We start from the raw sequence: 26,127 nt of genomic DNA on the forward strand, positions 1-26,127 counted from the left end.
GAAAACCTTGAGCCAGCTGCCTGTCAGTCCTGATCCGGATTCACCTTTGTGCAGGATCCCGGAACTGAGCCGCAGCTTGCCGCCGGATTTTTCGCCGCTGGTATCCGGTTATGCGGAGACGACGCTGGATCTGAATAACTATGTGGTGCCGAATAAAGGAAGCTCCTTCTTCTTTGACGTGCAGGACGATAGCTGGTGCAGCGCCGGCATCTGTGATGGAGACAAGCTTCTAGTAGATCGCTCCGTGCATGCAGAGAGCGGCCAGATGGTGATCGCTATTGTGGAAAATGAATATGTTCTGATGCGGCTGCACAGTTCGCACGGCATGCTGGTATTGAAGTCTGAGCACCCTGATGTCGATACCATCATCTGCAAAAAGGCCGATGATCCTTAGCTGTGGGGTGTCGTTACGGCGGTAGTACGCAAGTTTCCAATATAAGCTTGTATTACGTCGCGTGTTTGCCGTTGAGACCTGTTGCAGCGTTCACGTCGAAGGCTCTTTAAAGCACCAGTGCCAGGGTTCATACTGGTAGCCTGAAGAATTCCCTTGCGGATAGGACATGAAGAAGCCGAATGTGCCCGCATGCCGTGTGAGCCATGCAAACGCTACCGTGGTTTCAAATTCTATCTCCAGCTCTGGAGTATCTTCGTCGCTACCTATGTCAATGGCGCGGCCGGTATGGTGCTCGCTATATCCCGGCGGCGCGACAACTGTCAAAATTTCTGTAATCTGCAGGCCATCATCCAGTTTACTGCGTACGATTTCCGCCTGCCTTTGTATACTCCTGAAGGCGGATACCATTACCAGGGCGACACCATCTTCTTGCGCGGCATTTTTCATGCTGTGCCACGCAGCGCCCGTTGTCGGCGTCAGCATGAACTCGCGGCCATCCTCGCCAATTTCCACTATTGCCAATTCCCGTGCTTCTTCCTGAGCGATGAAACCACGCGCGTCCAGCAGGCTCTGCGATATTCCTAATTCTTCAAGCGCCAGGTTCATTGCTGCGGTTTGGTAAACGGCTTGGTTGTGGTCAGCACTTCCAGAATAGCCGCCGATTCTGCATCGGCAGAGCCATCGAACTTGGCGGGACGATAGCGCGCCTGGAAGGCGATCAGCACGTTGCGGGTGGCGTTATCCAGCACGCCGGTTTGCGGCGTTGCGTAACCGTGCTGGGCCAGCTTTTTCTGGAACCAAGCAATGTCAGGCAATTGCTGGTCGTACTCGTCCTTCTTTGCCGTAATCAGTGCAGCGTCCAGAGTGGGAATCAGGCCAGCGTCTGCTAGCTGCTTCCATGGGAACAGAGGCCCCGGATCAGGTTTACGCTGGGGCGCAATTTCCTGGTGGCCGAGAATATTCTCCGGCTTGATATGATGGCGTGCCACGATTTCTTTTACCAAAGGGATGAGGCTGTCTATCTGGTATTGCGGAAAGGGGACGTAGGTACGGCCATTCGGCCCATCGTGGTAACCCAGGTTGACGATTTCTATGCCAATGGAACTGGGATTCAGCCGGCTATAGCCCTTCCAGTCGCTCAGTCCGGCCTGGTAGGCGGTCTGGCTTTCATCCACCAGGCGGTAGATCGTGGTAGGGTTATCATCGCCCACCAGGTAATGCGCGCTCACTTCCTGCTGGGTTAGCGTATGCAACGCGGTAGGCATATCCTGTGCCGTGTAGTGGATGATCAAAAATTTTACCCGGCTCTCCTGGCTGACGGCGGTTTTGCTGGTATCCAGCCGTAACCCCGTAGCGCAGCCGCTCAATGCCACAATCGCAGCCAGTAATACTATCCACGTCAACCGCATCTTTGTACCTGATTTCATTATTCGTCCTTATTTTGGTGTATGGGCTATCTGTTCGAGAAACGGGGTCACTAGGGTCGATGGCGAGCTTGTCAGCACGTCCAGTATCGCCGCCGTTTCCGCATCGGGTTTGCCGTCTATATTGGACGGCCTGTATTTCATCTGGAAAGCGCTGATAACGTTCTTTGTTGCAGCATCCAGTTCACCTGTCTGCGGTAAGGCAAAGCCATGTTCGTGCAGTTTCTTCTGGAACCAGGCAATATCCGGCAATTGGTTTTCAAATGCGGCCTGCCTTGCTTTTACCTGGTCGGCATTCGGCCAGATAATCAGGCCCGCATCGGCCAACTGCTTCCACGGAAACATAGGTCCAGGGTCTTGCTTGCGCTGCGGTGCGATGTCGCTGTGGCCCAGGATGTTCTCAGGAGCGATCTGGTTGCGGGCCACGATATCCTTGATCAGCGGCATCAGCACATCAATCTGTTTTTGCGGGAAGGGCGCATAAACGCGGCCAGCAGGGGTATCGATATAGCCGGGGTTGACGATCTCGATGCCGATCGAGCTGGCTCCCAGGCTCTTGTAGTCCTTCCATTCGCTTTTACCGGCGTGCCAGGCGCGTTTGCTTTCGTCCACCATGCCATAGATGCGCGGCTGGTCCTCATCGCTTACCAAATAATGCACGCTGACATTATCTCCGGTCAGCAGCTGGATGGAGCGCTGCAGGTTCGAGACCGTGTAATGGATGACCAGGAAGCGGGCGCGGCTATCCTGCATTTTCCCTGAATAGGTCCTGTCAATGTTCAAGGTGCTGGCACAGCCGGTAAGGAAAGCGGTCATGGCAATCAGGGTAAAAAGTTTTTTCATCGCTGGGTAGGGATTATGCTCGATTATGGAAAAAAACACAGAGGGGTTTCATCGATGTCGCCCGTCAGCTGCGGCGATATTTGCTGCTATGCGTGCCGCCGCAAGATGCGGCCGGCGGGTGCTTTGCCTAAAACTGGTATTGGGCGGTAGGCAGGAATGCATGCTTTGCGCAACCGCCGCATGCAGCTCTTGCACCCGTCCTGCCAGTACGATGGTTTTTTCGCCGTAGCGCCCGCTAAGCGCCATCCCCAGCCTTGCCAGTTCACAGCCGGCGTTCTTCAGGATGGCCAGTGCTGCGGAGTCGGTATCCGCTGCGGCCGCCACGGCCAATGCCAGCATGCCCACTTCGCCTCGCGTTGAGTTATAAATAAACGCGCGCGACGAGGCCCAGTCATTGCCGCCAATGTGCTCGAAAACCTTCAACGCCATCGCCGATGAGCGCCAGCTGCCCGGCAGCTCGTCTTCCCTACGCCATATATGGCGCAATGCTTCGCGTGCGATCCAGAAGCCGCCTCCGGCATCGTCGAGGACGCCGCCATGTCCGCCGGCCCGGTGGAACACGCCGTCGCTGTCGATGAAGGCGGCGATGGAGCCTGTTCCTGAATACACCAGGTATCCCTCGCCCTGCGCAAAATTATCCTGGTAAGCCAGTTCAATGTCGTTGCTAAGGATGATTGTCTCGGAAGATAATCCGAAAGGCCGTGCCAGCATGCTGCGCAGCTCTCCTGCAGCCTCCGCCAGTCCGCTGAAGCCGGTAATGCCGGCCCGCACCGTATGCGGCCGGCCCACGGCCAAAACAGACTGCGCGATCTCGCTGAAAAGCCGGCTGACTATCTGATGGCCGGAACTGGTGCCTATCTGCAGAGCAGTGAAGCCTCCGACAAAGCCTTCTGCAATGATACTGCCATCTTCACCCGCAAGCGCCCAGCGGGTTTGCGTGCCACCTGCGTCAATGCCAAGGCCCAGCCGTCCGGAAAAGGGGGGCGCTGGTAAAGGGTTGACCTGGGCAGATATCATTTTATGATTTTATTGGGAACGGTTATGATCGTTTTGCATCAAAGCAGCGCGAACATGGGATGTACGGTTTTATCATAAGATTCGGGTTAATTGTCTGCCAATGAAAAGATAAGGCGAGAGTATGACTTTTTGGAATACCCCAGCAAGCCCATTTCCGAGCGGCTATAACTTTTGTATATGCGCCCGCGGCAAAATTTCAGTCGCCGGGCACCAAATTTGCTGAGAATATAAGTAAGCTGCAATGTGCGTTGATTTTTTAAATCCTTTACATCATTTGTCCGACTCGCCAGGCTGGGCGGAGGTTTTTTGAGTTCCAACACCGTCAATACCGAGTATTCATCGCCTCCCCAGCAGTTGGGCGTGGAGAAAGCCGCCTCCGGCTCCGGTAGCCTGTGGCGCTGGATTCCCTCTCTGTATTTCAGCCAGGGCATCCCTTATGTCATTGTCATGACGATGTCTGTCATCATGTACAAAAAAATGGGCGTGTCCAATGCAGACATCGCACTCTACACGAGCTGGCTTTATCTGCCCTTCGTCATCAAGCCTTTATGGTCGCCTTTTGTTGACATGTTCAAGACCAAGCGGCTATGGGTCATCGGGCTGGAATTGCTGATCGGCGGCTTATTTGCGCTGGTCGCGCTGACGATACCCATGCCGAATTATTTCCAGCTGACGCTGGCCGGGTTCTGGCTGCTTGCTTTCGGCGCGGCTACGCATGACATCAGTTCCGACGGTTTTTACATGCTGGCGCTGCAGCAGCACGAGCAGGCAGCTTATGTCGGTATACGCAGCATGTTCTTCCGCATGTCCATGATTACGGGACAGGGCGCACTGGTATATCTGGCCGGCAGCCTGACGGACATGACGGGCAAGCCGGCGTTTGCCTGGTCTGTCGTATTTTTTGTGCTGGCGGCGATGTTCATTTCATTATCCCTGTATCACAAGCTGGTATTGCCGAGGCCCGCCGCCGACCGTCCGATGCGCGAATCCGGCCATATCGTTAAAAGTTTTTTTTCCGTCTTTGCCAAGTTCCTGCAAAAGAAAAATGTGTTGCTGACGCTGGCTTTTTTATTGCTGTACCGCTTCGGCGAATCGCAACTGGTCAAGATGGCGCCGCCTTTCCTGCTGGATAGCGTGGACAAAGGAGGGCTGGGCTTGTCCACGCAGGCAGTAGGAGTCGTCTATGGGACGATAGGCATGCTGGCGCTGACGGTCGGCGGCCTGGCCAGCGGCTATCTGGTGTCGCGCCACGGTTTGAAGCGATGGTTGTGGCCGATGGCGCTTTCCATCAATGTGCCGCATCTGGCGTATGTCTATCTGGCATTTGTTCAACCCCAGAACATGTTTGTCGTCGCTGCAGCGGTGGCGATAGAACAATTGGGCTATGGTTTTGGTTTTACAGCGTTTATCATGTACATGATCATGGTGGCCGACGGTGAGCACAAGACTGCGCATTATGCGATCTGCACGGGCTTCATGGCGCTGGGCATGATGTTGCCCGGCATGTTCAGCGGCTGGATACAGGCACAGCTCGGGTATGCGCACTTCTTCGTATGGATCTGCATAGCTGCGATCCCCAGCCTCGGCATTACCGCACTGATCCGCATAGACCCCGGTTTCGGTCGCAAAAAATGAACAACGGCCGGCAGGCAAATTTTGCATGCCTGGCAAAGCTGCCGGGCATACTTTTATAATCTTCGACTGGATCAGCAAGTTTCAAGGTAGCGATATGTCTTCTTCCGCAGCAACATCCTCACTTCACTTTAAAAGCATTTCGTATGCCTCGCCCCGGCCGGGGCTCAAGTTGCTGGTCACCGGCGCCGTGCATGGTAACGAGACCTGTGGTACCAAGGCTATACGCCGTATCATTGAGGAGCTGGAAAGCGGCAAGCTGAACATGGTCGCCGGCAGCGTTACGTTTGTGCCGGTTGCCAATCCACTAGCCTATCAACGTGGCGAGCGCAGCGGCGACCGCAACCTGAACCGCAAGCTGCAGCCTACATCGGAACCCAAAGAGTTTGAAGACTACATCGCTAACTGGCTATGCCCGTTGATGGCGCAGCATGAGGTCTTGCTCGACCTGCATTCATTCCGGGGCGAGGGCGAAGCCTTTGTCATGGTGGGGCCGGAAAATAATGACGGCCCTGTCGAGCCTTTCAGGTTTGCGCAACAGGAAAAAGCCATGGCGCTGCGCCTGGGCGTGAATCGGTTTGTCGATGGCTGGCTGAGCACCTACGCACGCGGCGTGGACAGGCGCCGTGATTACCTTGCCACGCTGGGAGATAAGGCCGATGCGGTGCAATTGCTGAACGCCGATCCGCTGTTTGGCATGGGGACTACCGAATACATGCGTTCCGTCGGTGGCTATGCGATGACACTGGAGTGTGGCCAGCACCTGGATCCGCGCGCGCCGGAAATTGCTTACCGCGCGATTATCAATACCCTGGCGCATCTGGGGCTGATCGCAGGCGGCGACCCCGAGCCTGTCTCCATGGAAGCGCTACGCATTTATGATGTCGTTGACAAAACCCATAAGGACGACCGTTTCAGCCGACCCTGGACTAGTTTCGATACCTTGAAAAAGGGCGACCTGATAGGTATCCGGCACAATGGCATACCGGTGCATGCCGAGGCAGATGGACGTATCATTTTCCCGGATGCGAATGCGCAAGCCGGCGAGGAATGGTTTTATCTGACAAAGGCAAGCGGCCGCGTTCCCTGAGTTGCCGGCCTGACCGGCAAGCGCTCTCAGCGCGTATATTTTTTGCTGGACGTGGCATGTGCTGCCTTGATGGCAGCCTGCGCCCATTCCCTTAAATTGCCCGGATTGTCCAGCACCTCGTCAGGAATAGAGTAGTATTTTTTGACGAGGATCGTTCCCTTTTTGCTGGCGTATGAAAACGGCTGCATGCCGAGCTCCGTATAATTTTCCCGGTTGCTGTCATCCACGCAAAAATACAGCGTATTGCCCATCGCCATGGCGAATTGGATGTCATTGTAAGAAATGCCGATTCCGCCGAAGAATCGAGAAAAAACCACATCGCCGAGAATCTCGAATTTCTCCCTGATGTAGGACTGGAATTCGCTGCTGACACTCATCTTTATTTATGCTCCACTATTTTGGCCGGCGGAGAGCCTACATATCCCAGGCGCTGCGACAATCCAATCACCGCTTGCCGCAGGCTTTGCGCGACATCTCCCGTGTAGTTCGTATTAAAACTCCCCGCCGAGCCGATCAGCGCAATCACCAGGCAGATGCTGCCGGTATGATCGAATACAGGCGCCGCCAGCGTATGTATGCCGGGCACGGGCGCATCCAGCGCGGTATCCATTTTTTCTGTGGTGATCGCTTGCAAGCGCTGTTGATATTCTTGAGCGGCCTTGCCACTCCTCAAAAGCTGGCCTGCCATGCGCATGTCATCCTGGGCCAGTAAGCCGCCTAGCACGTCCTCAGGCAAATAAGCAGCAAATACCCTACCTATTGCAGTATTGATCAGGGACATCACGGTACCCAGACGCAAGCTGATATGCTGCGGCCGGGCGGATTCTTCCAGCCGCAGTATGGTGGGGCCCAGCGGCCCTAGCGTAGCCATTGCGACGCTCATGCCGGTCGTCCGCGCCATCTGCAGGATTTCCTGCTCAGCCTCCCGCGTGGGAGACAGCCTTTGCAATGCCATCAGGCCGAGCTGCAGGCTGAGTGGGCCGGGAGAGAAGCAGCCATCCGTGTCGCGGTTCAGCATGCCGGTTTTCTGCAGGCTGACCAGATGGGGGAATGCCTTGGCCGTGGGCATGCCGGCGGCCAGCGCAAGGTCTTTCAATGACAGCGGTTGTGCTGCAGTGACCAGCGCATTCAATATGACGCCGCTGCTATCCAGCGACAAGATGCCGCGTTGCTGTTTGGTTTCCACGCCTGACGATTCTTCCTTCATGCTGCCTCGCTCAGGTAGGCCGACAGTTCGCGGCTGATCGTAGCTGCCGTTTTACGCAAACTTTCTGCAGTTCCGCCATCCCAGGAGACATCAATATCACCGGAAGAGGCGATCACTGTGAGTGTCAGGCACAGCAGGTTTTTCGCATCGAAGACGGGTGCGCACAAACTGCTGATGCCGGGGCTGGGGGCATTGATGCCGCGCTCCATGCCATGCTCGCGTATCGCGGCCAGGTTTTTTTCGAATGCTGGGTCGGACATCAGGCCGGAAATGGCGGGAGAAGGGTGGGTGCCGCTATTGTCCAGTTGCTGCGCCAGCATCGTCTGTAAAGCCTCTGCTTTGGAAAACGCGCAGAACACCCGCCCGGTGGCAGTCATCTGCAGCGACATCACTGTCCCTATGTGCAGATTCACGTGTAATGGGAAGCCGCCGTGCTCATAGCGGACAATGGTCGGCCCGTTCAGGCCGGGTGCGCAGATGGCCACGCTGTGCCCAAGCTGCTCGGCAAGCCTTGTTACGTGGGGAACCGCAATGCGGTATGCCGGTTGATGTTCCAGATGCAGCAGGCCGAGACGCAGCGATAGCGGCCCGGGTTCATAGTTGCCGGAGAGGTAGTCGCGCTTGACCAGGCCCAGTTTCACCAGGCTGACCAGGTAGGTAAAGGCCTGTGCTGATGTCAGGTCCGCGCCGGCCGCAAGTTCACTCAGCCCCAGCGGGTGGCGGGCGAAGGCCAGTGCCTGCAATAACCTGCCGCTGACTTCGACGCTCTGGATGCCGCGCTGCTGCTTGTCTTTGCCTGCCTTCGGCATGGGGTCGTTGATCGGGGATTTGCTCACAGCCTGTAGTGGGTCACTTTGTTGCACAAGGCAACATCATAAGGGATAGCGGTGGATCGTGGTGGAACAGACAAGTCCTTGCCTGATAAGTTATTTTTATTCACAATTTTAAATTATACATAGTCAAATTAATTTGTTATTGACAAATATAAAAACCAGGGTTTATGATGCATCCATCAAGCAGCTGCCAGACAATGGCGGCAGGCAAAATTCCACAGGAGGCGCCGCCTCCGCATAACAGGAGCACATAATGGCCAAGGCATTCGCATCCCAGGCAGATCTGGAACAAAAGAAAATCAGTTTCATCCAGCTATCTGACAACGCCTGGGCCTATACGGCAGAAGGCGACCCCAATTCCGGCGTCATCATCGGCGACGATAGCGTATTGATCGTCGATACCACCGCAACCCCTGCGATGGCGCAAGACCTGATCGCCCGCATCCGCTCCGTCACCGACAAGCCCATCAAGCACGTCGTGCTGTCGCACTATCATGCAGTACGCGTGCTGGGCGCCTCTGCCTATTTTGACGAGGGCGCGCAGCAAGTGATCGCCAGTCGCGGCACCTATGAAATGATCGTCGAACGCGGCGAAGCGGATATGAAATCGGAAATCGAACGTTTCCCGCGCCTGTTTGCCGGCGTGGAAACCGTTCCCGGCCTGACATGGCCGACACTGGTGTTTGAAAAAGAAGTCACGCTCTTCCTCGGCAAGCTGGAAGTAAAGATCATGCATCTGGGTTCCGGCCACACCAAGGGCGACACCGTGGTATGGATACCTTCGCAAAAAGTATTATTCTCCGGCGATCTGGTGGAATACGACGCGGCATGCTACTGCGGCGACGCGCAACTGGAGCAATGGCCTACCACGCTGGAAGCATTGCGCGCCCTGGAAGCGGATAAGCTGGTGCCGGGACGCGGCCCTGCCTTGCTGAACCCTGCCGAAGTCAACAAGGGCCTGGACTACACCCGTGACTTTGTCACCACGCTGTTGCAGCAAGGGCACGAAGCGGTGGCGCAAAAGCTCGACCTGAAGGGGGCCATGGCGCACACGCGCAAGGCAATGGACCCCAAGTTCGGCCAGGTCTTCATTTACGAACACTGCCTGCCGTTTGACGTATCGCGTGCGTATGATGAAGCAAGCGGCATCAAGCACCCGCGCATCTGGACCGCACAGAGAGACCAGGAAATGTGGGCTGCGCTGCAAGACTGACTCAATAAAAATAACAAGTTCAGACAGTATCGGGTAGTGGAGGAGACAACAATGGGCACAGATTATCAATCTCTGAGCTTTGAATACCGGCGCAGCCCGGAACAATTGCAAGAAGCGCAGGAAGTGACGCACCCCGTTGTGGTCGTGGGCGCTGGGCCGGTTGGCCTGGCGACGGCAATTGACCTTGCGCAGCAGGGCATCCGCGTCGTACTGGTGGATGATGATTGCACCTTGTCCAGCGGGTCGCGCGCAATCTGCTTTTCCAAGCGCTCGCTGGATATTTTTGACCGGCTCGGTTGCGGCCAGGCGATGGTGGACAAGGGTGTGCGCTGGAATGTCGGCAAGGTTTTCCTGCAAGATCAGATGGTCTACAGCTTTGACCTGCTGCCCGAAAGCGGCCATCAAAGACCGGCGTTCATCAACCTGCAGCAATATTATGTAGAAGGCTTTCTGCTGGACAGGGCGCGAGAATTGTCCAATCTGGATATACGCTGGAAAAACAAGGTCGCCGGCTTAGAGCGGGGCGGCGACGGCGTTACCCTCACCATAGAAACGCCGGACGGCGCCTATACATTGAAGGCGCGTTACGTGGTCGCCGCCGACGGCTCGCGCAGCCCTGTCCGTGGCTTGATGGGGCTGGATAGCAAGGGCCGCATCTTCAAGGACCGTTTCCTGATTGCGGATGTCAAAATGGAGGCAGAGTTTCCTACCGAGCGCTGGTTCTGGTTCGATCCGCCGTTTCATCCCAACCAGTCCGTGCTGCTGCACCGCCAGCCTGACAATGTCTGGCGCATCGATTTCCAGCTAGGCTGGGATGCCGACCCGGTACTGGAAAAAACACCGGAGCGCGTGATCCCGCGCGTGCAGGCCCTGCTCGGCAAGGACGCAAAATTCCAGTTGGAATGGGTCAGCGTCTATACCTTCGCCTGCCTGCGCATGGACAAGTTCCGCCATGGCGGCGTGTTGTTTGCCGGAGATTCTGCGCACGGCGTATCCCCTTTCGGCGCGCGCGGCGCCAATAGCGGCATACAGGATGCCGAAAACCTGGCATGGAAGCTGGCGGCAGTACTTAAAGGTGTAGCGCCTGAGGCCCTGCTGGACAGCTATGCGCAGGAGCGCGAATATGCGGCGGATGAAAATATCCGCAATTCCACCCGCTCCACGGATTTCATCACGCCCAAGAGCGCCGTCAGCCGGCTGTTCCGTGATGCGGTGCTGAAGCTGGCGCGCAAGCATCCCTTTGCCCGCCAACTGGTCAATAGCGGCCGCCTGTCGTTGCCGGCTGTGCTGCACGGATCTGTATTGAATACGGAGGCTACTGAGGATTTTTCCGGCCAGATGGTGCCTGGCGCCTCTTGCGCGGATGCGCCTTTGCACGCATGTAGCGCGGCAGGGGTTGCAAGCACCGCGAATGCGGAGGAGGGGCCGAAGTGGCTGTTGCCCGAACTGGGCCAGGAATTTACCGTACTGCTGTTTTGCGATACAAACACGTTGCATGCCAGCGCCGACAAGGCCATGCAGGCGATAGCCGGAGCTCCGCTGCCGGTGAAGCTGGTACTGGCCAGCAGCGAAGCCCTGCCGGCGGACGTGGAAGCATTGTTCACATCCTCATTAGTAACCAGAGTCAAGCTGCTGCATGATGCCGGTGGCCTGGCTGCGCGTCGTTACGACGCGCAGCCAGGCACCTGCTACCTGATCCGGCCGGACCAGCACGTGGCTGCCCGCTGGCGCAGCATAGACCGAAACCGGATGCAAGCCGCGCTGCAACGCGCGCTGGGCATGCCTTCCTTATCCTAGCCGGAGTACAGTATGGCACTTAATACCCAAGCCAACCTGGCGCGGCCGGACGATTTCTATGAAGCGCTGATAGAGATGCACCAAGGGCTGGACGATGCCCAAAGCCAGGCCGTCAATGCGCAGTTGATCCTGCTGCTGGCCAACCATATCGGCGATTACGATACGCTGTACGAGGCGATGACGCTTGCCCGGGCAGCGAGCACGGGAGGCCCTGAGCCTGCCTCATAGCCTGCCATAGGCAGGAATAGAAGCCGCAGCAGCGCTGTAACGGCTTTGTAAAGCTGTTGCCCTGGCCGACAAAGAGCAAACGACAAGAGCGTTATCCTCGGATCAACGCCGGGGATTCTTTTCGCCCGAATCCCGCAAGGCACGCAGATGCCAATCCCTCGCTGCCGGAATGGTTCCGCAGCTATCATCTGGAGTGAGACTATCATGAGCAGCACATCCGTTGCACAGCCCATACCTGATCAGGTCGGCCATTTTCCGCTGGCGGCCGCCGGCGACCAGTTGTTCCGCAAGATATCCTGGCGGATTATTCCTTTTTTATTCCTCTGTTACGTCGTGTCCTTTCTGGACCGCATCAATATCGGCTTTGCCCAGCTGCAGATGAAGCATGACCTGGGTTTCAGCGATGCGATGTACGGCTTCGGCGCGGCCGTATTCTATATAGGCTATGTCGTCTGCGAAGTACCCAGCAACCTGTTGCTGGCCCGGTTCGGCGCGCGCAAGACCTTTGTACGCATCATGTCGCTGTGGGGCATCGCGTCGGTAGGCATGATGCTGGTATCGTCGCCGTTGCAGTTTTATGCCTTGCGTTTCATGCTGGGCGTATTCGAAGCAGGCTTCTTTCCCGGCATCGTGCTATATCTGACTTACTGGTATCCGGCTAGCCGGCGCGCGGCAGTCATGTCCATCTTTTTTGCCGGCGTCGCCATTGCCGGCGTGCTGGGTGGCCTGGTGTCCGGCTGGATCATGCGCGACATGGCCGGCATCGGCGGGATGTACGGCTGGCAGTGGATGTTTGCCATTGAAGGCGCACCTGCGATTGTGCTGGCGGTGATCGCCCATTTTTACCTGGACAATAAACCGACCGAGGCGGCCTGGCTCAGCAGCGACGAAAAAGCCCAGCTGCACGCCAGGCTCGGCGCGGAAAGCCGCGGTGAGACCGCACAATCCGATCACTCCTTCGCGGCGGCGTTGCGTAATCCCAAAGTCTACCTGTTTGCCTTTATTTATTTCGCGCTGACCTGCGCATCGCTGACCCTGAGTTTCTGGATGCCGCTGATGATCAAGGATTTCGGCGTCAAGGACGTCGTCGAGATCAGCCTGTATTCCGCGATACCCAATGCGGCAGGCGCGCTGGGCGTGATCCTGATCGCACGCCGCTCGGATCGCCGGGCCGAAAGGCGCCGCCACTTTGCGTTCTGTACAATAGGCGGCGCCGTGGCGATGCTGCTGTTGACACTGCATCTGCCCAGCCTGTTTGCGATGCTGCTGCTTTTGTCGATTGCCACCATACTGATTTTTTCCGCCTTGCCCATTTTCTGGGCCGTGCCGCCCAGCTATCTGTCCGGCAATGCGGCTGCCGGCGGCATTGCGCTGATCAGCAGTGTCGGCATTACCAGCGGGATCGTCAGCCCCTGGGTCATAGGCCAGATCAAGACGCATACCGGCAGCATGGATGGTGCGCTGTACCTGCTGACGGGTTTGCTGGTGCTGAGCGGTCTTTCGCTGCTGGCGGGCGTGAAAAAAACCAAATCGCCCTAGCGCTCAGTCTCATTCCGCGAGGCTGCCGCCACAGAAAGCAGCCATTCCCTGAAGGCAGCGAGAGGCGCAAAGCTGGCGTGTTCTTCCGGATAGACAAGGTGGTAGCCCGCGCTGCCGGGCAAACTGAGCTCCACGGGCGTAACCAGAATGCCTGCATCAAGTTCTGCCTGCACCATGAACCGCGGGATCAACGCCACGCCCAATCCGGCCAGCGCCGCGCTGACCAGCATCGTAAACAGCTCATAGCGTGCGCCCTTGACTGCAGGCACGTCGTTGCGATACTCATGCAACTCAAACCAGGTACGCCAGTCATTGAGCCGGGTTGTCAGATGCAGTAGAGGGAGATTGGCAATGTCCCGGATGCCGGGGCCATTCTTACTGCTCCGGCCTGCTTTGCTGATTTGTGCCATCAGCGCAGGGCTGCATACGGGAATCGTATCGCCTTCACTCAGCAGGAAATGCCCCTGTGTTCCCGGCCATGCCGCGCTGCCAAAGTGGATGGCGGCATGGAAGCTGGATTCCGAAAACAGGAAGGCATCGGTCCTGGTGAGCAGATTGAGCGTGATGTCCGGCCTGAGCCTGCTGAATTCCGCCAGCCGCGGAATCAGCCATTGCGTGGCAAAGGTCGGCACCACGGCCAGTTCCAGCACGCCACCGCCGTCCTGCTGCGCCATCAGTTCCAGCGTATCCCTTTCTATCCTGTCAATGTGCACGCGTATGCGTTCCGCGTACTGGCGTCCGGCCGGCGTCAGGATGACACGTTTTTTGATGCGGGCAAACAACGGCAGGCCCAGGTACTGTTCCAGGCCGGCAATCTGCCGGCACACTGCGCTCTGCGTCAATGCCAGTTCATCTGCCGCGCGGGTAAAACTTTGCTGGCGGGCAGCCGCCTCGAATATGGTCAGCGCATTCAGGCTGGGGATTTTTTTACGCATGGATCAGGTGGTCGATATTTGGTGCATAAAACTCACTAAGTGATGAGTTTATATCGTTTGCAGATAAAAAGGGCATGCTCCACAATAATCTTCAGCCATAGTACATCCCCATTTTCATAGCAGGAAAGCCAGAAAATCATGAATTCCAACCTACATACACTGATGAATAGCCAGGTCGGCAGCGGCAAGACCGCCGAATTAGTGAGTTTACTGCATATATCGGCCAAATTCAGGATGTGGGAAGAGGGGCGGGTATCCCGTTCGGAACTGGCGCAGGTGCTGAACATGCTGCTGTTCGACGGCATTTTGCAGCGTGTTCCTACCGGCAAGGCATATACGCAAGATGTGGTGGCACGCAGCGGCAAGGTTTTTCTGGATCATGGCGCCTTGCGCACAGTGCGCTGGTTTGGCATCGGCGCGCTGCCACCGGGAGAGACAGCATTGACCCGCATATTGAAGCCGTTGGGCTACCGGCTGAACGGCCACTATCCGCTGGATAAGCTGAAAATGACCGGCCGTTCGTATGCGCATGCCGACGATGCAGAAAATATTTCGCAATTCTTTGTCAGCGAATTGCATCCGGAACGTTTCAGCCGCGGCTTCCAGGAAGCGGTAACGCGCGTATTGGGTAACTCGGTAGACCCGCTGACGCCGGCGGCCTCGACGCTGCTGAACGAACTGGAACGCGACGGCAGCCTGGATATGCAGCAGGCCGCCGCACTGCTGCCGGTACTGCTGAGCTGCTTCGAACGCCAGCACGCCGCACCCAGCCTGGCCGATTACGAGATACTGCTGGCCGAATCGGCCGAAATGGCCTGGATCGCCACCGAAGGCAACGCCTTCAACCATGCCACCGACCGCGTGCCCGATGTGCATGCTACAGCGGATCAGCAAAGGGAAATGGGCCGTCCTATCAAGCCGTCGGTAGAGATTTCCGGCAGTGGCCGCGTCAGGCAAACGGCATTCAGGGCCGACAGTGTGCAAAGGCAGTTTGCGGTAAAGGGCGGTATGGTGGAGCGTACCGTTCCCGGCTCCTTCTATGAATTCATCTCGCGCGACCGTTTTACCGATGATGCAGGCAATGAGCAGCTGGATCTGAACTTCGACACCGGCAACGCACAGGGCATCTTTAAAATGACGGCGAATTCCTGAATCATGCGCGACAGCACACTGATAACCGCCAGCGTTGAGCCGGCAGAGAAAGAGGGCAGGCATCTTGCCGCACTGGGAGCACTAGTCGATGAGCGCGGCTTGCTGGCAGACAGGGAAGAATGCTCGCACTATGCGACCGGTGCGCGCTATGGCGCCGGACGTGCGCTGGCGGTGCTGAGGCCGACGGATGCGGAGCAAGTTGCTGCCATCCTCAAATATTGCGCGCGCCACAAGCTGCCGCTGGTGCTACAGGGCGCCAATACAGGCTTGGTTGCAGCCAGTACGCCGGACGCCAGTGGGCGGCTGCTGGTGCTGAGCCTGGAGCGGCTGAGAAAAAACATCGTTGTCGATGCCGTCAACCGTTCCGTTGCCGTGGATGCCGGCGTGACGCTGCAAGAGCTCAACGATGCATTGGAGCCGCACGGTCTATTCTTTCCAATAGACCTGGGCGCGAATCCCAGCATAGGCGGCATGGTTGCCGCCAATACCGGCGGCGCGCGGCTGATCAAATACGGCGATGTGCGGCATAACCTGCTGGGTTTGCAGGCAGTGCTGATGGACCCGCCGGGCGAACTGCTGGACTTGCGGCATGCCCTCAGGAAAAACAATACCGGCCCTGACTTGAAGCAGCTGTTTGTCGGCAGTAGCGGCGCTTACGGCGTCGTCACACAGGCGGTGCTGCAGGTACATCGCGTGCCGCGCCAGACAGCAACAGCGCTGGTGGTGCCGCGCGACCAGGCCGCGGTATTGCCATTATTGCAGGCGCTGGAACAGGATTTTCCCGAATTCCTGGCCGCATTTGAAGGCATTTCCGGCGCCGCACTGGATGCGGTTGTGCGCCATATCCCGGCGATAGGCAATCCGTTTGCGCCTGAGGCAGTGCCTGAATATTGCGTGCTGATAGAACTGAGCAGTGCGGCGGCGCCGGAATCCCTGGGCCTGTCGCTGGAGCAGGCGCTTTCTGCCAGCCTGGAGAGATTGTTCGGCGATGTGGTGGAAAATGCTGTCATTGGCCGGGGCCAGGATTTGTGGCGCATACGCCATGCGATCAGCGAAGCAGTGCGGCAGGAGGGCAAGGTCATCGCCTTCGATATCTCCATGCCGCGTTCTGTGCTGGCACCGTTCCGCGCGGAGGCGTTGGACCTGGTTCGCAGCAGCTATTCCTGGCTGAAGGTCATGGACTTTGGCCACTGGGCCGATGGCGGCGTACATTTCAATATGGTGTGGCCCGCAGATGCAGGCCAGGAGTACGATGCAGCTATGGTCAGCCGGGTGCGGGATGCAATCTACGACCTCGTCGTGCATAAATACCATGGCAGTTTTAGCGCGGAACATGGCGTAGGTCCTTACAACCAGCCTTACTACCACCGTTATACAGGAACGGCTTCGCAGCAGCTGGCCGGCGAGCTGCAAAGGCTGATGGATCCGCTGGGTTTGCTGGGCGTCACCTGGTTTGGGGAAAAACCGGCCTGATCAGGCGGATTGGCAAGTGTTTATTTCCAGTCTTCAGCCATCTGCTTACTTATTGTTCAGGCATCCGTGTAGCGTCGTTTCAGGGCATTCCTGCTGGGCAGTGTAGCCAGCAGTACGCCAAGCGTGGCAATGGCAAACGCCACCAGTTGCATGCTGGACAGCTTTTCTCCCAGAACCAGCACGCCTACCAGCGTCGCAGAGACCGGCAGCATGACGGTGAAAATACCGGCAAGGTTGGCCGGCACGCCTTTTAGTCCTGTCATCCACAGCCACACGGTCCAGACACTGGCCGCCAGCGAATAAAAAATCAGCAACAGCCAGGAGCCACCGTGCACCGAAGCAAAATCAAATTTCAGCGCCCAGTAAATACCCATGGGCGTCATCAACAGGAAACCCCACAGGTTGATCAGCGAACTGATGCGGCGCGGACTCAGCACGCCGCTCAGCTTTTTGCCGATGACTGCATACGCGGCTTCGCACAGTACCGCACAGAATACCAGCAGGTTGCCCAGCCAGGCATGGTTGCCCGCGCTGCTTTGCGCTGCGTGTGTAGCGCCGGAGTTGGACCAGGCAAGTAGCCCTATGCCGCCCATGGCGCAAGCCACTGCGCCCCAGACCCGTAAAGGAATCTGCTCGCGCAGGAAGATCCAGCTCAGCACGGCTACCGCCGCAGGTATTGCCGCCATGATGACGCCGGCCGATACCGCACTCGTCATGCTGACGCCGAACAGCATGCAAATCGAAAACATGAAGTTGCCGACAAAGGATTCCAGGAACACCAGCCAGCGGGTTTGCCTGTTCATCGGCGCTTCGTCGGCCGGTTTTTTCAGCCAGGGCAGCATGGCAATGCCTGCGATGCCAAAGCGCAGCCAGCCCAGCAGGAAAACCGGCAGCGCCGCTGTCAGCGGCTTGGACAGCGCAACATAGCTGCCCACAAGGGACATGCTCAGGGCGAGGCAGCCAAAGGCTACGGGGCGGCTCATGGTCATTGACTATGCTTTGTAAAATATAAATATGGTGCAAGTATACGGGCTGAACGCGGTTTCGGGGAAGGGCAGGTAAAAACCGGCCCGATATTACCCCGGCTGGGAACAGGTATGTCCAAAAGTTATAAGCCTGCACCGCTTTGCTATTGGATGCAGTGCCATCGCACTACTACACTAGACGCCGCAGATGCTATGCTGCGCAATAAAACAATACTCTTGCCTGCGCAAGCGCCTTTTCAGGCCCGTGCGGTGTTCGTTACCGGATATTTATGATTTTTAAGCGTACCAGCTTTCTTCCATGGTGTTTAAGCCTGTGCCTGCTGGGTATGGGTTTGGGCACGCAGCAGCAAACCAGGGCCGCCGACGGCGCACAGAAAGCCGGAGCACTAAAAACCCTGCATGTGATGCTGACCACGCAGGAGGCTGCGCTTGATCCCGGCGCAGCATCCGATCTGGCTTCGCTGAGCATCAATGAAAACATCTTTGATCCCATGCTGCGCTACGATTACCTGGCGCGCCCGGTCAGGCTGCTGCCCAACACGCTGTCGGCAATGCCCGACATTGCCGACAGCGGCAAGACCTACACAATGCATGTTCAGCCCGGCATCTTCTTCACGCCTGACCCTGCCTTCAAGGGAAAGCAGCGCGAACTGACGGCGCAAGACTACCTGTACAGCATCAAGCGCTTGTATGACCCCGCATTGAAGTCGCCATGGCTGTTCATGTTTGACGGCAAAATTCTCGGCGACGAGAAGCTCAAGTCCGCAGGTTTCGACATCAATACAGCGGTTGAAGGTTTGCAGGTGGTGGACCGTTACACTTTGCGCATACGCCTGAAGGCGCCGGACACCAATTTCCTGTTTCAGCTGGCAACGCCGGCCACGGGCGCGGTGGCGCGCGAAGTGGCTGAGGCCTATGCCGACCAGGTCGGCAGCCATCCCGTAGGCACCGGCCCATTCATGATGGGCAAGTGGCAGCGTAGCTATCAGATCGAGCTGCTGGCCAATCCAAGCTACCGCAGCGTGGTTTTTTCTTCCACTGCGGGCAAGGATGCGCGCGACCGGCAGCTTGCTGCTGCGTTGCAGGGCAAGCGGCTGCCACGCGTGGACAGGGTGGAAATCCGCATCATGGAAGAAGCGCAGTCGCAGGTGCTGGGTTTCCTGAACAAGGAGTTCGACTACCTGGAACAGGTGCCGCCGCCGCTGGCCGAGATGGTGCTGGTGCCGGGCGCGGATATCCAGCTGAAGCCGGAGCTGGTTAAAAGGGGGGTGCAGCTTGACCTGTTTTCCACTCTGCAGACTTATTACGTGTGGATGAACATGGATGACCCGGTCATCGGCGGCTACACGCAGGACAAGGTAGCGTTGCGCCGGGCGATTGCGCTCAGCTACAACAGCCGGGAAGACATCAGCCTGATGGAGCGTGGCCTCGCCATTGCTGCGCAGACCCCACTGCCGCCCAATGTGCTGGGTTATGACCCGGCGTACCGCAGCCCGCTGTCTTACGATCCGCGGCTGGCCAATGCCTTGCTGGACAAGTTCGGCTACAAGCGCGGCGCGGATGGCTATCGCAGCATGCCGGATGGCCAGCCTTTGAGCCTGGTCATGCACAGCCTGGCATCCACCAAGGGCCGCCTGCGCGACGAAACCTGGCGCAAGAACCTGGACTCCATCGGCATCAGGATCAGCTTCAAGAGCGACAAGAATTCCGAAATCCTGAAAGCAGCCCGGCTGGGCAAGGTGCAGATGACGGAAGCCAACTGGATTGCGGATTTTCCGGACGGTGAAAATTTCTATCAACTGCTGTATGGCCCCAACAGCGGCAGGGCCAACTATTCCCGCTTCAACTTGCCGGCGTTCAACCAGCTGTATGAGCAATCGCGGGCGCTCAGCGATTCGCCGCAGCGGCAGCGGCTGTATCACGACATGGCGCAGCTGATGCACGCCTACACGCCGTGGATCGTGCGTATCCACCCCTTGTCTGCTGACCTGCGGCAACCGTGGCTGAAGAACTATAAACGCCATCCTGTCGATTTCACCACATGGCGCTACCTGGACGTTGATGAAACCGCCAGGGCGGCCGCCAGATAGCTTGCAGGGCCGTATCGATGGCTATACCCTCAGGTTATACATAACCGGTAAAGTTTCATTTGTTGTTTGACTTGTCAAACCAATATCCTGATCGAATATACAGATTGTCTCGCGCTACCGGCAGTATTTTTTTTGCGGAAATGGCATGGTTTTTGCAATTTCGTAATATAGAAACTGCCCGGTAATGAAGTAGCGCGGCAATCCTCTACCAGTAGGCATGGAGACGCAATTAATGCTGTGTGAATTGATCAAGGATCATCCTGATTTCCGACGCCTGGAATCCATAGACGGCATCGTGGTTGAGCTGCGTTACATCGGTATAAATAATTTTGTCGGACGCGACCTGTACGGCGACCTCGACTGCAGCTGGCTGCACCATCAGGCTGCAACAGGACTGCAGAATGCCGCCGCGTGGCTGGCCCGGCAACATCCGGGCTACCGGATACTGGTGCTGGACGCCTTGCGTCCGCACCGCATCCAGGAAATGCTGTGGGAGCACCTGGAAGGCACGCCTTTGCGCATGTATGTTGCCGATCCCGCGCGCGGCTCCATCCACTCTTTCGGCATGGCGGTGGATGTAACGCTGCTCGATCCGCAGGGCAGGGAAGTCGATATGGGTACCGCCTATGATGAAATGGTGGAGAAATCCCATCCCACACTGGAAGCCAGGTTCCTGGCGGATGGCAGCCTTAGCCGGCAGCAGGCCGGCAACCGCGATATGCTGCGCCAGGCGATGTTTGCCAACGGCTTTCGCGGCATCAACAGCGAATGGTGGCATTTCAATTTTGGCGATCCCAGTGTGGTGCGCCAGACCTATCTGCGTATCGATTGACGGCGGAGCAGGCCCTTGCACAAGGGCCGGCCTGCCTAAGCCTCGCTCCACCTCCCGTTGTTTCTCCATACCCTGTGGTTATACCGTCACCACAAGCATTCATTTGTCGCAAAACGGGTTCAGCCTTAGTCTGCTGTACTGATTTGATCCCTAAGTATTGACGCAAATGATGACTGAAAAGAACCGCGTACGCTGCGAATTTATTGCCGACCATTCCGAGTTCCGCTCGCTGGACAGCATCAACGGCATCGCCATCGATTTGCGCTACGCCAGCAGTAATAATTTCGCCGGCCGCAACCTGTACGGCAACCTGAATTGCCGCTACCTGCACGCAGACGCCGCCAAGGGGCTGGACACTGCCGTCAAATGGCTGGCCAAAAACCGTCCAGGCTACAAGCTTATTGTGCTGGATGCATTGCGCCCGCACCGCGTGCAGAACATGCTGTGGGAAGAACTGGAAAGCACCAGCCTGCGCAAATACCTAGCCGACCCCGCGCGCGGCTCCATCCATTCTTTCGGCATGGCAGTCGATGTCAGCCTTGTGGACAGCCAGGGGCAGCTACTGGACATGGGCACCGCCTACGACGACATGAACGACCTGTCCCATCCTGCGCTGGAAGATGCCTACTTCGCCAAGGGCGTTTTGAGCGAGGTGCAGATCAACAACCGGCTGATGTTGCGCATGGCCATGCTGGGCAGCGGCTTTCGCGGCATCAGCACGGAATGGTGGCATTTTGATTTCGGCAATACCGAGGTGATACGCCAAACCTATACCCGCATAGAATAATGTTATAAACAAAAAAGGACGGAGGCATGTTGATGAGCAAGGTATTTCATGCAGTACCCGCAGCCGGCGCGCAGCTTGTCGCCGCAGTCATTGCTGTCATTGCCGCCATTGCCCTAGCGACACCGGCCCATGCGCAGGAAACCAAGCCTATGCCTCCACTCGACCAGCAATTGCAAAGCATCGTCTCCAATCCGCTCCGGCCGCTGGCCAGTTTGTCGGTGCTGGCGATCAGGGATGGCAAGGTCACCTATCTGCATTCGTTCGGCGAGCGCCGCATTGATGTTTCCGGCGGCAGCAAGGGAGAAGCTGCTGGCAGCCAGACGCTGTACCGCGTTGCATCGGTTTCCAAGCTGGTCGCCGCTATCGCCGCGTTGCACCTGGTGGAACAGGGTAAGCTGGACCTGGATGCCGATATCAGCCGCTACCTCGGCTTTAACGTGCGCAATCCGTATTTTCCTGATACGGCGATCACAACCCGCATGCTGTTGAGCCATACGTCCTCGCTGCGCGATGAGGGCGGCTACAGCTTTCCGGTGGATGTCACGCTGGGCAGCGTGCTGCTGCCTGCCGGAAAAAATTATGGCAAGGGCCTGCAATGGGCGGCACCCATTGCAGGAAGCAATCGCGCTCCCGGAAAATATTTTGAATACTGCAATTTTAACTGGGGCGTCATCGGCTCCGTGATCGAGGCTGTCAGCGGCCAGCGCTTCGACCGCTATATGCAGCAAGCCGTGCTGGCGCCGCTGCACATCCGCGGCGGCTACAATGCGGAAGAGTTGACGCAGGACGACATCAACAACCTGGCGGTGCTTTACCGCAAGCAAGGCAGCGACGAAGTATGGAACACTGCGGGCCCCTGGGTTGTGCAGACTGACGACTACCAGGGCAAGCTGCCGGCGCCGCGCAAAGGGCTGGACAGCTACATCCCCGGCAGCAATGCCACGCTGTTCAGCCCGCAAGGCGGCTTGCGCATCAGCGCCGCCGGCCTGTCCCGCATCATGCTGATGCTGATGAGCGGCGGCGAACTGGACGGCGCCAGGATACTCAGCGCCACCAGCGTCAACGCCATGCTGAGTGAACAGTGGCATTACGATGCTGCCGCCAAAAACGGCGACAACTACCAGGGCCTATTCCAGGCCTGGGGGCTCGGCGCCCAACATTTCAGCGATACCAGTGCCGCGCATGCCGGCGACCGAGTCGTCGCTGGCGGCGGCTTCAAGGGGTATGGCCATCTGGGATTTGCCTGGGGCTTGAATTCGGGATTCATTTTCGATCCCGTCGCGCGCAATGGGATGATCTATATCATCGGCGGCGTGGGGGCTGATCCTGACAAGAATCGCGGTGAATATTCGAGTTTGAATATCTGGGAAGAGCAGATACTGGATGTGCTTTATCGCGGGGCGATAGTTGGTCCTTAGCCTGCTTGTTTGAGTTCTGTCTTTTTATCGATTGCTGGCCAGGCTAGCTCCGGCCGGCAATTTCAGCATACAAAAATTAAAAATTGGCCTGGACCATACACGGTCAGCCATCATATTGGCCAGGCTAACTGACTAAGCGGCAAAAAGGCGTCAGCGGCGTGCCTATGATGCCGCCGTAGTTCTTGCAATACACTCCGCCGCCGACTCCCGGATACACTGCACAAACGCCCGCGCGGAACGCGACAGTGGTGTCGCCTTTACCGTCAGCAGATACAGGTTCACAGGTACTACGGGCACCAGCGGCCGGCACTGCACCTTGCCGTGGTCGGCCGTCGCTGCGGTGAAGGGGTCGATGACCGCGGCGCCGGCGCCGTGCTCCACAAGGGTGCGGGCGAGCAGATAGGTTTGCACGACTGTGTGCGAAGTAAAGCTCAGGCCCTGTTCTTCACAGGCATCCATGACGCGGCTGACCAGGTGGTCGTCCAGGTCCAGCGCGATCAGGTTTTTCGGCAGGTCAGCGACAGGCAACGGCGTATTATCCAGCTTGGAAGACCAGGTGCCCAGCGGGGCGATGGTCGTCATTCCGCCTTGCACCAGTGATTCCGACGCGATGTTCGGGTGTAGCGGATCATACAGCGACAGCGCAAAATCCACGTCTCCCAGCAACAGCGCATTGACGATGTCGCTGGTGTGGTGGGTCGCCAGGTTGCAGTGCACGTTGGCGAACTTGCTGCGCCATGCTGCCAGCGCCGACGGTACGACGGTAATCGATAGCGTGGGCGTGGAGGCCAGGCGCACGGCTTCGTCCGGATGGTTCTTCAGGTTGTTGGCCAGACGGCGCACCGATTGCAGGTCGCGGTTCAACCTGTCCACTTCAGTAAACAGCTTGCGGGCTTCGGGCGTGGGGTGCAGCTTGCCCTTGATGCGCTCAAACAGCGTCAGGCCCAGCTGCATTTCGCAATGCTGCAAGACCTTGGTGGCGGCGGGCTGGGAGATGCTCAGCAATTGGGCGGCGCCGCTGATGGTGCCTGCCTGCATGATGGCGTGGAAGACTTCTATATGACGCAATCGCATGGACTTACCTATGATTCAAAAAGCTGGCCGGCGTGACCGGCGTAAGCTTTAATTCTACCGCGCCGGGACGGAAAAGCTTAAGAGGAATTTATTGCGCTTGCTCAAATTTTAATCAAATAAGAAAATTCCTTACAAATCAAGCACCTGCCTGACCCTGAACCAGGTTATCCACAATTTTGTTAACATTAAATGTGGGTAAATCGCATGGACAGCAAATAAAGCAATGCAACTCCGCATCGAAAATGATTGCAGTGCCCCGAAACAGGCATTGACTAAAATTTAAGCAAATGAGGAAAAACGATATAAATCAAATACCTGGCGCTTGCCTGCGCGACTTATCCACAGTCTTGTTAACACATTGTGTGGGTAAGCTCTCAAGCCGGCTCTTGCAGCGCCAGGTGTACGTTGCCGTCGGCTGTTTCGAGTAGCACCTGGGCCTCATCAGTGTCGACTTGCCTTTTGATAGCAACGATCGCCACCTTGACATGGTGCCCGCAGGTTGCCAGCACCTGTTCGGCGTGCTGCTCATCCACGCCGGTGGCATGCATCGTCAACGCGACGCTGCGCTTGAGCAGCTTGGCATTGGTTGGCTTCAGATCCACCATCAGGTTGCCGTAGACTTTGTTCAGCTTCACCATCAGGCTGCTGGAAAAGGTATTCAGCGCGATTTTTTGCGAGGTTCCTGCCTTCAGGCGCGTGCTGCCTGATATGACTTCTTCGCCGGTGTCGAGAGTGACGCCGATATCGGCTGCCGTGGCAACCGGCGCATCGGGATTATTGGCAAAGCCTATCGTCAGCGCTCCGGCGGCTTTTGCTGCATACAAGGCCCCCAGCACATAGGGTGTGGCGCCGGAAGCAGCCAGCAGCAGCACCACGTCCAGCGGCCCGGTGTTTGCGCGCAGGATATCGTCGCGTCCCAGCACCACGTCGTCCTCCGCGCCTTCCACTGCTTCAAACATCGCAGACTGGCCGCCAGCCAGCATCGCAACTGCGCGTTCCTTGGGCCAGGAAAAAGTCGGGGGCAGCTCCACGCTGTCCAGCACACCCAGCCTGCCGGACGTGCCGGCGCCCACATACAGCAGGCGGCCGCCTTCGCGGATGCGCGGTACTGCTGCGGTAACGGCAGCTGCAATCTGCGCACTGGCGGCGCGCACTGCCTCTACCGCAAACAGTTGATCGCTGACGAAGGCATCGACCAGCTGCTCCACGCTGTACTGGTCCAGGTCGGTATGGCGGCTGCTGGGGCGCTCTGTATTTAACATGGAACTATTCTCCGGCTGCAATGCGGGAAGACGGCTTCGGTACCGCGACGCTCAGGCTGCGGCGCCTGTCCATCTTCCTGTTGATAGGGTCGGACCAATGTACAGCCTAGACCATATCGCCGCAAATGAAAGCTGGGCGGCACCCCATAACCCCAGGTAATGCAACATTGGCGAAGAGGTATTTGTCATAAACAGGCGCAATGACTACGCTGGAGGCCATTCAATCACAGGGAGAATGCAGATGGCGCCAGCTACCGCAGCAAGAATACAGGTATTCACGATGGTTTTCAGGCTAGCCGCGGGCAGGCTGGCGCTGGCATTGTCACTGGCATTGTCACTGGCCGCATGCAGCACACCGGACACCCGCCACAAACTGATAGTCTCGGTGCCCGAGCAGAAAATGGTCTTGCTGGAAAAAGGCGTGCCGGTGGCTTCTTATACGATCTCTACTGCCAAAAAAGGCATAGGCGACATTCCCGACAGCTACCAGACTCCCGGCGGCACGATGGAGATTGCCGAAAAGATCGGCGCTGGCTCTGCAATAGGCACCGTCTTCAAGGACCGCAAGCCGACGGGCGAGGTAGTAGCGCCCGATGCCCCCGGCCGCGACCCTGTCGTCACCCGCATACTTTGGCTGCGTGGGCTGGAAGAGCAAAACCGCCATGCCTATGAGCGCTTCATCTATATCCACGGCACCCCGCAGGAAAGCCTGCTGGGAAATCCCGCCAGCTACGGCTGCATACGCATGCGCTCCGCCGATGTCAGTGAACTGTTTGATCGCATTGGCGTCGGCGCACAGGTACAGGTTACCGACCAGACGCTGGAGCAGGCCATCAGCGCACAGGCTGCAGGTGCGCCGAAAGGCTGATGGCGATACTACCGCCATGATGCTAAAATGGCA

The 26,127-nt window shown here is 57.5% G+C and carries 25 protein-coding genes; 14 read left to right on the forward strand and 11 right to left on the reverse strand.

The features are described 5' to 3' along the window. The first annotated feature begins 7 nt into the window (after positions 1-7). Positions 8-394 carry a LexA family protein gene (locus ACO0LO_RS05070; RefSeq protein WP_422963114.1) on the forward strand — a complete coding sequence of 129 codons (387 nt, stop codon included), beginning with the start codon at positions 8-10 and terminating at the stop codon, positions 392-394. Positions 395-484: 90 nt separating this feature from the next. Here the strand turns inward: ACO0LO_RS05070 and ACO0LO_RS05075 are convergent, their stop codons facing one another. From ACO0LO_RS05075 to ACO0LO_RS05090, 4 genes are read right to left on the reverse strand one after another with little or no spacing between them, the layout of a single operon-like run. Then, positions 485-1,000 (reverse strand): M15 family metallopeptidase, encoded by a 516-nt coding sequence (locus ACO0LO_RS05075; RefSeq protein ID WP_422963115.1) that lies wholly within the window; start codon positions 998-1,000, stop codon positions 485-487. Continuing rightward, complete coding sequence (locus tag ACO0LO_RS05080; RefSeq protein ID WP_422963116.1) at positions 997-1,821, reverse strand: N-acetylmuramoyl-L-alanine amidase; 825 nt, start codon at positions 1,819-1,821, stop codon at positions 997-999. The genes ACO0LO_RS05075 and ACO0LO_RS05080 overlap by 4 nt, the downstream gene beginning before the upstream one ends. Before the next feature lie 9 nt (positions 1,822-1,830). Continuing rightward, on the reverse strand, positions 1,831-2,661 hold the full coding sequence (locus ACO0LO_RS05085; RefSeq protein WP_422963117.1) for an N-acetylmuramoyl-L-alanine amidase: 831 nt from the start codon (positions 2,659-2,661) through the stop codon (positions 1,831-1,833). A gap of 48 nt (positions 2,662-2,709) precedes the next feature. Further along, positions 2,710-3,678, reverse strand: coding sequence for an N-acetylglucosamine kinase (locus tag ACO0LO_RS05090; RefSeq protein ID WP_422963118.1), 969 nt, complete (start codon positions 3,676-3,678; stop codon positions 2,710-2,712). Between the two features lie 306 nt (positions 3,679-3,984). Between ACO0LO_RS05090 and ACO0LO_RS05095 the strand changes: the two genes are divergently transcribed. Further along, positions 3,985-5,313, forward strand: coding sequence for an MFS transporter (locus tag ACO0LO_RS05095; RefSeq protein ID WP_422963119.1), 1,329 nt, complete (start codon positions 3,985-3,987; stop codon positions 5,311-5,313). Between the two features lie 94 nt (positions 5,314-5,407). After that, entirely contained in the window at positions 5,408-6,400 is a 993-nt protein-coding gene (locus ACO0LO_RS05100) for a succinylglutamate desuccinylase/aspartoacylase family protein (RefSeq protein WP_422963120.1), read from the forward strand. Between the two features lie 26 nt (positions 6,401-6,426). Here the strand turns inward: ACO0LO_RS05100 and ACO0LO_RS05105 are convergent, their stop codons facing one another. From ACO0LO_RS05105 to ACO0LO_RS05115, 3 genes are read right to left on the reverse strand one after another with little or no spacing between them, the layout of a single operon-like run. Beyond that, a complete protein-coding gene (locus ACO0LO_RS05105) occupies positions 6,427-6,777 on the reverse strand; it encodes a TfoX/Sxy family protein (RefSeq protein WP_422963121.1) in 351 nt (116 codons plus the stop codon). 2 nt (positions 6,778-6,779) lie between these two features. Next, positions 6,780-7,607: an IclR family transcriptional regulator gene (locus ACO0LO_RS05110; RefSeq protein ID WP_422963122.1), complete on the reverse strand. Its 828-nt coding sequence runs from the start codon at positions 7,605-7,607 to the stop codon at positions 6,780-6,782. Beyond that, positions 7,604-8,416: an IclR family transcriptional regulator gene (locus tag ACO0LO_RS05115; protein ID WP_422963480.1), complete on the reverse strand. Its 813-nt coding sequence runs from the start codon at positions 8,414-8,416 to the stop codon at positions 7,604-7,606. The genes ACO0LO_RS05110 and ACO0LO_RS05115 overlap by 4 nt, the downstream gene beginning before the upstream one ends. Positions 8,417-8,693: 277 nt before the next feature. Here ACO0LO_RS05115 and ACO0LO_RS05120 point away from each other — a divergent pair, with 277 nt between their 5' ends. From ACO0LO_RS05120 to ACO0LO_RS05135, 4 genes are all read left to right on the forward strand, one after another. Next, positions 8,694-9,653 carry an MBL fold metallo-hydrolase gene (locus tag ACO0LO_RS05120; RefSeq protein WP_422963123.1) on the forward strand — a complete coding sequence of 320 codons (960 nt, stop codon included), beginning with the start codon at positions 8,694-8,696 and terminating at the stop codon, positions 9,651-9,653. Positions 9,654-9,704: 51 nt separating this feature from the next. Then, on the forward strand, positions 9,705-11,450 hold the full coding sequence (locus ACO0LO_RS05125) for an FAD-dependent oxidoreductase (RefSeq protein ID WP_422963124.1): 1,746 nt from the start codon (positions 9,705-9,707) through the stop codon (positions 11,448-11,450). Between the two features lie 12 nt (positions 11,451-11,462). Further along, positions 11,463-11,678: a DUF2783 domain-containing protein gene (locus tag ACO0LO_RS05130; RefSeq protein ID WP_422963125.1), complete on the forward strand. Its 216-nt coding sequence runs from the start codon at positions 11,463-11,465 to the stop codon at positions 11,676-11,678. 204 nt (positions 11,679-11,882) lie between these two features. Continuing rightward, positions 11,883-13,217: an MFS transporter gene (locus ACO0LO_RS05135; protein WP_422963126.1), complete on the forward strand. Its 1,335-nt coding sequence runs from the start codon at positions 11,883-11,885 to the stop codon at positions 13,215-13,217. On the opposite strand, the gene ACO0LO_RS05140 is transcribed toward ACO0LO_RS05135, so the two are convergent. Next, positions 13,214-14,152: a LysR substrate-binding domain-containing protein gene (locus tag ACO0LO_RS05140; RefSeq protein WP_422963127.1), complete on the reverse strand. Its 939-nt coding sequence runs from the start codon at positions 14,150-14,152 to the stop codon at positions 13,214-13,216. The genes ACO0LO_RS05135 and ACO0LO_RS05140 overlap by 4 nt on opposite strands. 138 nt (positions 14,153-14,290) lie before the next feature. Here ACO0LO_RS05140 and ACO0LO_RS05145 point away from each other — a divergent pair, with 138 nt between their 5' ends. Further along, on the forward strand, positions 14,291-15,304 hold the full coding sequence (locus ACO0LO_RS05145) for a DUF1338 domain-containing protein (RefSeq protein ID WP_422963128.1): 1,014 nt from the start codon (positions 14,291-14,293) through the stop codon (positions 15,302-15,304). Between the two features lie 3 nt (positions 15,305-15,307). Continuing rightward, positions 15,308-16,777 carry an FAD-binding oxidoreductase gene (locus ACO0LO_RS05150; RefSeq protein WP_422963129.1) on the forward strand — a complete coding sequence of 490 codons (1,470 nt, stop codon included), beginning with the start codon at positions 15,308-15,310 and terminating at the stop codon, positions 16,775-16,777. A 56-nt stretch (positions 16,778-16,833) separates the two neighbouring features. Here ACO0LO_RS05150 and ACO0LO_RS05155 read toward each other — a convergent pair whose 3' ends face one another. Beyond that, complete coding sequence (locus tag ACO0LO_RS05155; protein ID WP_422963130.1) at positions 16,834-17,760, reverse strand: DMT family transporter; 927 nt, start codon at positions 17,758-17,760, stop codon at positions 16,834-16,836. A 272-nt stretch (positions 17,761-18,032) separates the two neighbouring features. On the opposite strand from ACO0LO_RS05155, the gene ACO0LO_RS05160 reads away from it, so the two are divergent. The 4 genes from ACO0LO_RS05160 (at position 18,033) to ACO0LO_RS05175 (ending at position 22,890) form a co-directional block, all read left to right on the forward strand. Further along, entirely contained in the window at positions 18,033-19,853 is a 1,821-nt protein-coding gene (locus ACO0LO_RS05160) for an ABC transporter substrate-binding protein (RefSeq protein WP_422963131.1), read from the forward strand. A 217-nt stretch (positions 19,854-20,070) separates the two neighbouring features. Beyond that, a complete protein-coding gene (locus ACO0LO_RS05165; protein WP_422963132.1) occupies positions 20,071-20,685 on the forward strand; it encodes a M15 family metallopeptidase in 615 nt (204 codons plus the stop codon). A 166-nt stretch (positions 20,686-20,851) separates the two neighbouring features. Further along, a complete protein-coding gene (locus ACO0LO_RS05170; RefSeq protein ID WP_422963133.1) occupies positions 20,852-21,472 on the forward strand; it encodes a M15 family metallopeptidase in 621 nt (206 codons plus the stop codon). Positions 21,473-21,504: 32 nt separating this feature from the next. Then, positions 21,505-22,890, forward strand: a complete 1,386-nt coding sequence (locus ACO0LO_RS05175) for a serine hydrolase domain-containing protein (protein WP_422963134.1) — start codon at positions 21,505-21,507, stop codon at positions 22,888-22,890. Positions 22,891-23,052: 162 nt separating this feature from the next. Here the strand turns inward: ACO0LO_RS05175 and ACO0LO_RS05180 are convergent, their stop codons facing one another. Continuing rightward, the gene (locus tag ACO0LO_RS05180; protein WP_422963135.1) at positions 23,053-23,964 is read right to left on the reverse strand and encodes a LysR family transcriptional regulator; all 912 of its coding nucleotides are present in this window, start codon (positions 23,962-23,964) and stop codon (positions 23,053-23,055) included. Between the two features lie 374 nt (positions 23,965-24,338). Further along, positions 24,339-25,226 (reverse strand): N-acetylmuramic acid 6-phosphate etherase, encoded by an 888-nt coding sequence (locus tag ACO0LO_RS05185; protein ID WP_422963136.1) that lies wholly within the window; start codon positions 25,224-25,226, stop codon positions 24,339-24,341. 241 nt (positions 25,227-25,467) lie between these two features. Between ACO0LO_RS05185 and ACO0LO_RS05190 the strand changes: the two genes are divergently transcribed. After that, positions 25,468-26,094, forward strand: coding sequence for a L,D-transpeptidase family protein (locus ACO0LO_RS05190; RefSeq protein ID WP_422963137.1), 627 nt, complete (start codon positions 25,468-25,470; stop codon positions 26,092-26,094). The last annotated feature ends 33 nt before the right edge of the window (positions 26,095-26,127 follow it).

This window comes from Undibacterium sp. TJN25 (assembly GCF_049339885.1).
Taxonomy (GTDB): domain Bacteria; phylum Pseudomonadota; class Gammaproteobacteria; order Burkholderiales; family Burkholderiaceae_D; genus Undibacterium.